This is a genomic window from Rhodococcus sp. NPDC003348 (assembly GCF_053589375.1).
Genome location: NZ_JBSFRT010000059.1, coordinates 20,826 through 30,249, shown reverse-complemented (window position 1 = coordinate 30,249; position 9,424 = coordinate 20,826). Strand labels below are relative to the sequence as shown.

Below are 9,424 nucleotides of genomic sequence, written 5' to 3'. Positions count from 1 at the left end.
GCCGCAACCCGGAACGGGTTGCGGCCCTTCGTCATGTCTCCGCGGTCCGCCGGCCTGTCAGACCATGGAGGTCGGACCGTGGAAAGCCAGCAGCGCCGGCGGAACCGTGCGGTTCCACCGGCGCTGCTTCGCGCTCCTGTCAGCTCGCCCTCATCGAGCTGCTAGTGCGCGACCGGGCAACCCCCACCGGTGCCCTGGGTCTTGTAATCCACCTGGTATTCCTTGAGGCCGTTGAGCCAACCGGAACGCAGGCGCCGCGGGTTGGCGACCTCGACGATGTCCGGCAGGAAGTCCGCGATGGCGTTGAAGATCAGGTCGATCTCCATGCGGGCGAGGTTGGCGCCGAGGCAGTAGTGGGCGCCGGTGCCGCCGAACGACAGGTGCGGGTTCGGGTCGCGGAGGATGTCGAACGTGTGCGGGTTCTCGAACACCTCCTCGTCGAAGTTGGCCGACACGTAGTTCATCACCACGCGCTGACCCTTCTTGATCGCGACGCCGCCGACCTCGGTGTCCTCGAGCGCGGTGCGCTGGAAGGCGGCAACCGGGGTGGCCCAGCGGATGATCTCGTCGGCGGTGGTCTTCGGGCGCTCCTTCTTGTACAGCTCCCACTGTTCGGGATTGTCCATGAACGCCTTCATGCCGTGCGTGGTTGCATTGCGCGTGGTCTCGTTGCCGGCCACCGCGAGCACGATCACGAAGAAGCCGAACTCCTCGGCGGTGAGCGCCTCGCCGTCGACGTCCGCCTCGATCAGCGTGGTGACGATGTCGTCGCCGGGGTTGGCCTTGCGGGCCTCGGCGAGCTGGTAGGCGTAACCGAGGACCTCCATGGACGCGGCCGCCGGGTCCATGTCGTTGTCCGGGTCGTCATAGGAGGTCATCTGGTTGGACCAGTCGAACAGCTTTCCGCGATCCTCCTGCGGCACACCGATCAGCTCGGCGATGGCCTGCAGCGGCAGCTCCGCCGCGACCTGGGTGACGAAGTCACCGCTGCCCTCCGCGGCGGCGGCCTTCACGATGGACTCGGCGCGATCCTGCAGCTCGTCCTTGAGTCCGTTGATGGCGCGGGGGGTGAAGCCGCGGGAGACCAGCTTGCGCAGCTTGGTGTGCTCCGGCGCGTCCTTGTTCAGCAGCACGAACCGCTGCAGTTCGATTGCCTCACGAGGAATGTCGTCGGCGAAGCGCGGGATCGCCGTGTTCTCCCAGGTGGAGAACACGTCGCTGCGCATCGAGACGTCCCGGATGTCCTCATGGCGGGTGACCAACCAGTAGCCACCGTCGTTGAAGCCACCGACACCGTCGGGCTGCTCGACCCAGTACACCGGCTCGGTCTTGCGGACCTCGGCGAGCTCCTCGACCGGGAGCCGGTGTGCGTAGATGTCGGGATCCGTAAAGTCGAATCCCGCGGGAATGTTGGGCTGTGCCACTGCTGTCTCCTGCCCTCGCGAACCATGTCGCAAAGTGATCTGTAACACGTTCTAATAATATTGAAGCACACCCCCTCGATCTAGGGAAGATCTCACACCAGAGTCCTTGCCGCGCTGGGGAACCTGTTCTACTTTTTGAAGTACAGATGGAAAGGAGCCCGCAGTGGGCACACCAGTAATCGTCGAGGCCGTCCGGACCCCGATCGGAAGGCGCGGCGGCTGGCTGTCCGGCCTGCACGCAGCCGACACCCTCGGTGCCGTGCAGACCGGTCTGCTCGAGCGCGCCGGAATCGACCCCCTCCTCGTCGAGCAGGCCATCGGCGGCTGCGTCACCCAGGTCGGCGCACAATCCAACAACATCACCCGCACCGCATGGCTCGCCGCCGGACTGCCCTGGCAGGTCGGCGCGACCACCATCGACTGCCAGTGCGGTTCCGCGCAGCAGGCCAACCACCTCATCGCCGGCCTCATCGCCACCGGCGCCATCGAGGTCGGCGTCGCGTGCGGTGTCGAGCAGATGAGCCAGGTCCCGCTCGGCGCGAACGTCGCAGGCGACCACGCGGGTCCGCGCCGCCCCGAGTCGTGGGACATCGACATGCCCGCGCAGTTCGAGGCGGCCGAGCGGATCGCCCGCCGCCGCGGACTGACCCGCGCGGATCTCGAGGTCCTGGGCGTGCAGTCCCAGGCCCGAGCGAAGCAGGCCTGGGACGAGGGCCGGTTCGACCGCGAGGTCCTCGCGGTCAAGGCACCGGTCGTCGACAAGGAGACCGGCCCGACCGGCGAGTGGCAGACCGTCACCCGCGACCAGGGCCTGCGTGAGACCACTGCCGAGGGCCTCGCCGGACTCAAGCCCGTGATGGAGGGCGCCATCCACACCGCCGGCACCTCCTCGCAGATCTCCGACGGCGCCGCCGCGGTGCTGCTGATGGACTCCGACCGCGCCCTCGCCCTCGGCCTCAAGCCCCGCGCCCGCATCGTTTCCCAGGTGCTCGTCGGCGCCGAGCCCGAGTACCACCTCGACGGCCCCGTCCAGGCCACCACGAAGGTCCTCGAGAAGGCCGGCATGCAGATCGGCGATCTCGACCTGTTCGAGATCAACGAGGCCTTCGCATCGGTCGTCCTGTCCTGGGCGCAGGTGCACGGTCCCGACATGGACAAGGTCAACGTCAACGGCGGCGCGATCGCCCTCGGCCACCCCGTCGGCAGCACCGGTTCCCGGCTGATCACCACCGCCCTGCACGAGCTCGAGCGTCGTGACGCCTCGACCGCCCTGATCACGATGTGCGCCGGTGGCGCGCTCGCGACGGGCACCATCATCGAGAGGATCTGACGCCGCGATGAACCGCCCACCGTTGCTCGACACGAAGTTCACCCGCTCGATGATCAAGTGGATGTCGAAGTCGAACGTGGTCGCGTATCGGGTGACCGGTGGGCGCATCGGCGGCAAGTGGCGGGTCGGCAGCGCCGCGAAGACGGGGCTGCCGATCTGCCTGCTCACGACGACCGGACGCAAGTCCGGTGAGCCGCGCGTGAGCCCGCTGCTCTTCCTCGAGGACGGCGGGAAGATCGTTCTCGTCGCGTCGCAGGGCGGCCAGCCGAAGAACCCGCTGTGGTACCTGAACCTGAAGGCCGACCCGAACGTGACGATCCAGATCCGTTCGCAGGTACACAATCTCGTGGCCCATGTGGCCGACGACGACGAACACGCCGACCTGTGGCCGAAGCTGGTGGCGATGTACCCGGAGTTCGACGACTACCAGGCGTGGACCGATCGGAAGATCCCCGTCGTCGTGTGCTCGTAGAAATTCCGCGCCAGGTGGCAGACAATGCGAGATGAATCGCGCACTGTTTGCCCAACCGGATGAGGGAGAGATTCGCATGACGGCCGGCCCCCAAGATCAGATCCTGGACCGACGCGAGCTCGCGAAGGCGCTTCTCAAGGCGCTCGAGATGCGGCACGAGGTCCTCGACGCGATCGTCGACAGTGACGACCACGAGGGCGCGGTACGGGCCGTCAGCGGGTTGCTCGGCTCCACCTCCGCGAACGCGGAGATCGTGCTCGGGCTTCAGCTGGGACGCCTGACGAGGCTCGAGCGGGACCGGCTGCGCGACGAGGTCCAGAACCTGGACGCGACGCTGAAGTGGCTGCCGGAGCAGCGGCCCGCCGCGACCGGCGGCGGGGTCCGGCTGCGACCGTTCAGCGCCAGCGACACCGATGCCGAGTTGTTCCGGCTGCGCTCCGAGGAACAGTTCGGAGACGACGGCAAGCCCTGGTCTGCGGACCGGGTGGCGGCCGAACGCGCGGACGGCCTGCGCCGGGTCGACGACGAGACGGCGGCATGGTTCGTGTGCGAGGACGTCAGCGGCGACGCCCCGCGCGGTGTCGGCCTGGTGTTCGGCGAACTGACGGGCCAGGAGGTCGACATCGCGGTGTGGGTCGCGCCGCAGTCCCGCAAGCACGGCTACGGCACCGCCGCCCTCAAGCAGTCGCGCACCGAGTTGGCCGCCTACTTCCCCGGCACCGTCGTCGTCGTTCGCACTCCCGCCGGATAGGCGCTACGCACCCGTGAGTCCTTTGGCCCTTCAGCGGGCCAAAGGACTCACGGGCGGCGGAGCCGCCTACGCGCCGTAGACGGGCGTCGGCACCTCGGCCTTCGCCAGCAGGTCCGCGACGACCGGGCCCAGTTCCTTCGGATCCCAACGCTCGCCCTTGTCCTGGGCGGGTCCGTGGCGCCAGCCCTCGGCGACGGTGACCTTGCCGCCCTCGACCTCGAAGACGCGGCCGGTGACGTCCTTCGACTCGGCGGAGCCGAGCCACACGACCAGCGGGGAGACGTTCTCCGGCGCCATCGCGTCGAAGCCCTCCTCCGGAGCGGCCATCGCCTCGGCCATCGCGCCACCGGCACCGACGGTCATGCGGGTACGCGCGGACGGGGCGATCGCGTTGACCGAGACGCCGTAGTTCTTCAGCTCGGCGGCCGCCTGGATCGTCATCTCGGCGATGCCGGCCTTGGCCGCGGCGTAGTTGCCCTGGCCGATGGAGCCCTGCAGGCCCGCGCCCGAGCTGGTGTTGATGATCCGGGCGTCGACCGGACGTCCGGCCTTGGACTCGGCGCGCCAGTAGGCGGCGGCGTGACGCAGCGGCGCGAAGTGGCCCTTGAGGTGCACGCGGATCACCGAGTCCCACTCCTCCTCGCTCATGCCGACGAGCATCCGGTCGCGCAGGAAGCCCGCGTTGTTGACCAGCACGTCCAGGCCGCCGAAGGTGTCGAGCGCCGTCTTGATCAGGTTCTGGGCACCCTCCCAGTCCGCGACGTCGTCGCCGTTGACGACCGCCTGGCCGCCGGCCGCGATGATCTCGGCGACGACCTGCTCACCGGGGCTCTCGCCGGTGGCGGTGCCGTCACTGCCGACGCCGATGTCGTTGACGACGACCTTCGCGCCCTCAGCCGCGAACGCCAGTGCGTGCGCCCGTCCGATGCCGCGGCCCGCGCCCGTCACGATGACGACGCGACCGTCTACCAGTCCGCTCACTTGTTCTCCTCCGTTGTTGCCGCCGCCGCCAGGAAGGCGGGGCGCTCACCGCCACCGTGGACGGTCAGGGTCGAGCCGCTGACGTAGGACGCCAGCGGCGATGCCAGGAATGCTGCACAGTTCCCGATGTCGTCGGGGCGGGCGAGCCTGCCCAGCGGGACGGTCTCGCCGACCGCCGCCACACCCGCGTCGTCGCCGTAGAACAGGTGCGACTGCTCCGTCTCCACCATCCCGACGACGACCGAGTTGACCCGCACCTTCGGCGCCCACTCCACCGCCAGGGACTGCGACAGGCTGTCGATGCCGGCCTTGGCCGCGCCGTAGGCGGCGGTCCCCGGCGACGGCCGCGAACCACTCACGCTCGAGATGTTCACGATCGAGCCGCCACCGTCCTGAGCCTGCATCACGGCGTTCGCGGCCTGCGCGACGAGCAACGGCGACAACAGGTTCAGCTCGACGATCTTCGAGTGGAACCGGGGGCTCGCCTCGGAGGCCAGCGCGGACGGCGACCCGCCTGCGTTGTTGACCACGGCGTCGAGACGGCCGTACCGCTCGACGATGGTGTCCACCATCGCCTGCACCTGTTCGGGGTCGCGGACGTCGCAGGCGATGAAGTCGACGGCACGCCCGTCCACCTCGATCGGCTCGTCCGCGGGGCGCCGGGCACACGTCACCACCGTCGCACCCGCCCGCAGGAACGTGCGGCTGATGCCCGCCCCCACACCTCGCACGCCACCCGTGACGAGCACGACGCTGCCACTCAGACCCAGATCCACCACGTACCTCCGCTGTCAGCGACCCCCTCACGGTCGCCCGATGATTCGCCTGCGAGCCGGGGGTGCCCTCCGTTCCACCGGTAACGGACTCCAGCCCGGCCCGCAGGTGTGCTAACTTACCAAGCAATCGCTTGGTTTGGCGACCTACCTAAGGAAACACGATGGGAATCACCTCAACTTCCGACGGGGCCGGCATCACCACGGTCACCGTCGACTACCCGCCCGTGAACGCCATCCCCTCGACGGGATGGTTCGAACTGGCAGACGCGATCCGCGAGGCCGGCAAGGACATGAGCACCCATGTGGTGATCCTGCGAGCCGAGGGACGCGGCTTCAACGCCGGCGTCGACATCAAGGAAATGCAGGCCACCGAGGGTCACGGCGCCCTGATCGCGGCAAATCACGGCTGCGCGGCAGCGTTCTCCGCCGTCTACGACTGCGAGGTTCCGGTCGTGGTGGCGGTCAACGGGTTCTGCGTCGGCGGCGGCATCGGCCTGGTCGGCAACGCGGACGTCATCGTCGCGTCCGACGACGCGATCTTCGGCCTGCCCGAGGTGGACCGCGGCGCCCTCGGTGCGGCCACGCACCTCGCACGCCTGGTCCCCCAGCACATGATGCGCACGCTGTACTACACGGCGAAGAACGTCGACGCCCAGACCCTCAAGCACTTCGGTTCCGTGTACGACGTCGTTCCCCGCGAGGAACTCGACGCCTGCGCGCTGAAGATCGCCGGTGAGATCGCCGCCAAGGACACCCGGGTCATCCGCCGGGCCAAGGAAGCCATCAACCGCATCGACGTGATGGACGTGCACACCAGCTACCGGATCGAGCAGGGCTTCACCTTCGAGCTGAACCTGGCCGGCGTCGCCGACGAGCACCGGGACGAGTTCGTCGCCACCGGCAAGCCGAAGTCGAACACCACCGCACCCAAGGGAGAGGGCAACTAATGGCCGAGAAGCGCGACAAGCGCCGCTCACTGGACGAGGCCGTCGCCGGCATCCAGAGCGGGATGACCATCGGCATCGGCGGCTGGGGCTCCCGGCGCAAGCCCATGGCCCTCGTGCGCGCCCTCCTGCGCAGCGACGTCAAGGACCTGACCGTCGTCGGCTACCTGGGCCCGGACCTCGGTCTGCTGATCTCCGCCGGCAAGGTCAAGCGTGCCTACTACGGCTTCGTGTCCCTGGACTCGGCGCCCTTCTACGACCCCTGGTTCGCCCAGGCCCGCGTCGCCGGGACCATCGAGTCCCGCGAGATGGACGAGGGCATGGTCAAGGCCGGCCTGCAGGCCGCCGCCGCGCGCCTGCCGTTCATGCCGATCCGCGCCGGCCTCGGTTCGGATGCGCAGACCGTCTGGGGCGACGAGCTCAAGACCGTCGCGTCCCCGTACCCGGACGCCGACGGACGCACCGAGACCCTGATCGCGATGCCCGCGTTCAAGCTCGACGCCGCCCTGGTTCACCTGGATCTGGCCGACGAGCGCGGCAACGCCGCCTACACCGGCGTCGACCCGTACTTCGACGACCTGTTCTGCCTCGCGGCCGAGCAGCGCATCCTCAGCGTCGACAAGATCGTCTCGACCGAGGAACTCGTCAAGTCCGTCCCGAACCAGGCCCTGATCCTGAACCGCGCGATGGTCGACACCGTCACCGAGGCCCCGAACGGAGCCCACTTCACCTTCGCCGGCGGGTACAAGCGCGACGAGAAGTTCCAGCGCCACTACGCCGAGGCCGCCAAGACCCCCGAGGCGTGGCAGGCCTTCGCCGACACCTACCTGTCCGGCAGCGAGGACGACTACCAGGCCGCCGTGCGCAAGTTCGCAGAGGAGCAGAACGCATGACCGAGGTAACCCGCGCCGAGTACTGCGCCATCGCGTGCGCCGATCTGTTCGCCGATGCAGGCGAGATCTTCGCCTCGCCCATGTCGACGATGTCGCTCATCGGTGCCCGGCTGGCCAAGCTCACCTCCGAGCCGGACCTGATCATCACCGACGGTGAGGCCCTGATCCTCGCCGAGGCCCCGGCCATCGGCGCCTCCGCGCCGATCGAGGGCTACATCCCGTTCTCGAAGGTCTTCGACGTGGTCGCATCGGGTCGTCGCCACGTGGTGATGGGCGCCAACCAGATCGACAAGTTCGGCAACCAGAACCTCTCCGCGTTCGGCCCGCTCGACAAGCCGACCCGCCAGATGTTCGGCCTGCGCGGCGCCCCCGGCAACTCCATCAACCACGCCACCAGCTACTGGGTCGGCAAGCACTCCACCCGCGTCTTCGCCGACAAGGTCGACGTGGTGTGCGGTGTCGGCTACGACAAGGTGGACCCGGAGAACCCGGCGTTCCGCTTCCTGAACAACTACCAGGTGATCACCAACCTCGGCGTGTTCGACTTCCAGGGTCCCGGCCGCACCTTCCGTGCCGTCACCCTGCACCCCGGCGTCACCGCCGACGAGGTCGCCGAGAACACCTCCTTCGAGGTGGCCGGGCTCGCCGAGGCGGGTGTCACCCGCGAGCCGACCGCCGAGGAGCTGCGCATCATCCGAGAGGTGATCGACCCGAAGAACTTCCGCGACCGCGAGGTGTCGGCGTGAGCCCGCAGGTTCTCCGCACCCCGCTCACCGAGCTGGTCGGCATCGAGCACCCGATCGTGCAGACCGGCATGGGCTGGGTGTCCGGCCCGCGCCTGACCGCGGCCACCTGCAATGCCGGCGGACTGGGCATCCTCGCCTCGGCGACGATGACCTACGACGAGCTCGAGGCGGCGATCAAGAAGACCAAGCAGCTCACCGACAAGCCGTTCGGCGTCAACATGCGCGCCGACGCGTCGGACGCCGGGCAGCGGTGCGACCTGCTGATCCGCGAGGGCGTCAAGGTCGCCTCGTTCGCGCTGGCGCCGAAGAAGGACCTGATCGCCAAGCTCAAGGACAACGGCATCGTCGTGGTCCCCTCGATCGGTGCCGCCAAGCACGCCGTCAAGGTCGCCTCGTGGGGCGCCGACGCGGTGGTCGTGCAGGGCGGCGAGGGCGGCGGGCACACCGGCGGTGTCGCGACGACGCTGCTGCTGCCGTCCGTCCTCGACGCCGTCGACATCCCGGTGATCGCCGGCGGCGGCTTCTTCGACGGCCGCGGCCTCGCGGCGGCGCTGTCGTACGGCGCGGCCGGTGTCGCGATGGGCACCCGCTTCCTGCTCACCAGTGACTCGGCGGTGCCGGACTCGGTCAAGCAGCAGTACCTCCAGCGCGGCCTGACCGACACCACCGTGTCCGTGAAGGTCGACGGCATGCCGCACCGCGTGCTCAACACCGACCTGGTGAACGCACTCGAGAAGTCCAGCTACGCAAAGGGACTCGTCGCCGCCGGCAAGAACGCGATGAAGTTCAAGTCGATGACGGGCATGAAGTGGTCGACGCTCGTCAAGGACGGGCTGGCGATGAAGAAGTCCGGCGACCGGACCTGGCAACAGATCATCATGGCCGCCAACACCCCGATGCTGCTCAAGGCCGGCCTGGTCGAGGGCAACACCGAGGCGGGCGTGCTGGCATCCGGTCAGGTGGTCGGCATGATCGACGACCTGCCCAGCTGCCAGGAGCTGATCGACCGTATCGTCACCGACGCGGTCAAGCGCATCGACGCCCTCGGCGCGCTGAAGGCGTGATCGGGGCACCACCCCACCGCTGCTGACCGAAGGGCACCTTCGT

At 68.7% G+C, this 9,424-nt stretch carries 10 protein-coding genes; 7 read left to right on the top strand and 3 right to left on the bottom strand.

What is annotated here, in order from left to right; genetic code table 11:
* Window positions 1-161 precede the first annotated feature (161 nt).
* A complete protein-coding gene (locus ACWDU4_RS26265) occupies window positions 162-1,424 on the bottom strand; it encodes a cytochrome P450 (protein WP_450116885.1) in 1,263 nt (420 codons plus the stop codon).
* 163 nt (window positions 1,425-1,587) lie between these two features.
* Here ACWDU4_RS26265 and ACWDU4_RS26260 point away from each other — a divergent pair, with 163 nt between their 5' ends.
* The 3 genes from ACWDU4_RS26260 to ACWDU4_RS26250 all read left to right on the top strand — a co-directional run bounded on the left by ACWDU4_RS26260 (window position 1,588) and on the right by ACWDU4_RS26250 (window position 3,977).
* Window positions 1,588-2,754, top strand: coding sequence for a steroid 3-ketoacyl-CoA thiolase (locus tag ACWDU4_RS26260; protein ID WP_450116884.1), 1,167 nt, complete (start codon window positions 1,588-1,590; stop codon window positions 2,752-2,754).
* A gap of 7 nt (window positions 2,755-2,761) precedes the next feature.
* Window positions 2,762-3,226: a nitroreductase family deazaflavin-dependent oxidoreductase gene (locus tag ACWDU4_RS26255; protein WP_450116883.1), complete on the top strand. Its 465-nt coding sequence runs from the start codon at window positions 2,762-2,764 to the stop codon at window positions 3,224-3,226.
* Between the two features lie 76 nt (window positions 3,227-3,302).
* Window positions 3,303-3,977 carry a GNAT family N-acetyltransferase gene (locus tag ACWDU4_RS26250; protein WP_450116882.1) on the top strand — a complete coding sequence of 225 codons (675 nt, stop codon included), beginning with the start codon at window positions 3,303-3,305 and terminating at the stop codon, window positions 3,975-3,977.
* 66 nt (window positions 3,978-4,043) lie between these two features.
* On the opposite strand, the gene ACWDU4_RS26245 is transcribed toward ACWDU4_RS26250, so the two are convergent.
* Together ACWDU4_RS26245 and ACWDU4_RS26240 are read right to left on the bottom strand one after the other, a co-directional pair.
* A complete protein-coding gene (locus ACWDU4_RS26245; protein ID WP_450116881.1) occupies window positions 4,044-4,958 on the bottom strand; it encodes an SDR family oxidoreductase in 915 nt (304 codons plus the stop codon).
* The gene (locus ACWDU4_RS26240) at window positions 4,955-5,734 is read right to left on the bottom strand and encodes an SDR family oxidoreductase (protein ID WP_450116880.1); all 780 of its coding nucleotides are present in this window, start codon (window positions 5,732-5,734) and stop codon (window positions 4,955-4,957) included. Before ACWDU4_RS26240 ends, ACWDU4_RS26245 begins: the two co-directional genes overlap by 4 nt.
* 161 nt (window positions 5,735-5,895) lie before the next feature.
* Here ACWDU4_RS26240 and echA20 point away from each other — a divergent pair, with 161 nt between their 5' ends.
* From echA20 to ACWDU4_RS26220, 4 genes are read left to right on the top strand one after another with little or no spacing between them, the layout of a single operon-like run.
* Entirely contained in the window at window positions 5,896-6,681 is a 786-nt protein-coding gene (gene echA20, locus ACWDU4_RS26235; protein ID WP_450116879.1) for a (7aS)-7a-methyl-1,5-dioxo-2,3,5,6,7,7a-hexahydro-1H-indene-carboxyl-CoA hydrolase, read from the top strand.
* On the top strand, window positions 6,681-7,571 hold the full coding sequence (locus ACWDU4_RS26230) for a CoA transferase subunit A (RefSeq protein ID WP_050063664.1): 891 nt from the start codon (window positions 6,681-6,683) through the stop codon (window positions 7,569-7,571). Before echA20 ends, ACWDU4_RS26230 begins: the two co-directional genes overlap by 1 nt.
* Window positions 7,568-8,317, top strand: a complete 750-nt coding sequence (locus tag ACWDU4_RS26225; protein WP_450116878.1) for a CoA-transferase subunit beta — start codon at window positions 7,568-7,570, stop codon at window positions 8,315-8,317. The genes ACWDU4_RS26230 and ACWDU4_RS26225 overlap by 4 nt, the downstream gene beginning before the upstream one ends.
* Window positions 8,314-9,381, top strand: coding sequence for an NAD(P)H-dependent flavin oxidoreductase (locus tag ACWDU4_RS26220; protein ID WP_450116877.1), 1,068 nt, complete (start codon window positions 8,314-8,316; stop codon window positions 9,379-9,381). The genes ACWDU4_RS26225 and ACWDU4_RS26220 overlap by 4 nt, the downstream gene beginning before the upstream one ends.
* The last annotated feature ends 43 nt before the right edge of the window (window positions 9,382-9,424 follow it).

Bases quoted from the DNA above. Each gene is read 5' to 3' on its own strand.
- ACWDU4_RS26250 (WP_450116882.1), top strand. From the start codon at position 3,303: ATGACGGCCGGCCCCCAAGATCAGATCCTGGACCGACGCGAGCTCGCG.
- ACWDU4_RS26225 (WP_450116878.1), top strand. From the start codon at position 7,568: ATGACCGAGGTAACCCGCGCCGAGTACTGCGCCATCGCGTGCGCCGAT.
- echA20 (WP_450116879.1), top strand. From the start codon at position 5,896: ATGGGAATCACCTCAACTTCCGACGGGGCCGGCATCACCACGGTCACC.
- ACWDU4_RS26255 (WP_450116883.1), top strand. From the start codon at position 2,762: ATGAACCGCCCACCGTTGCTCGACACGAAGTTCACCCGCTCGATGATC.
- ACWDU4_RS26230 (WP_050063664.1), top strand. From the start codon at position 6,681: ATGGCCGAGAAGCGCGACAAGCGCCGCTCACTGGACGAGGCCGTCGCC.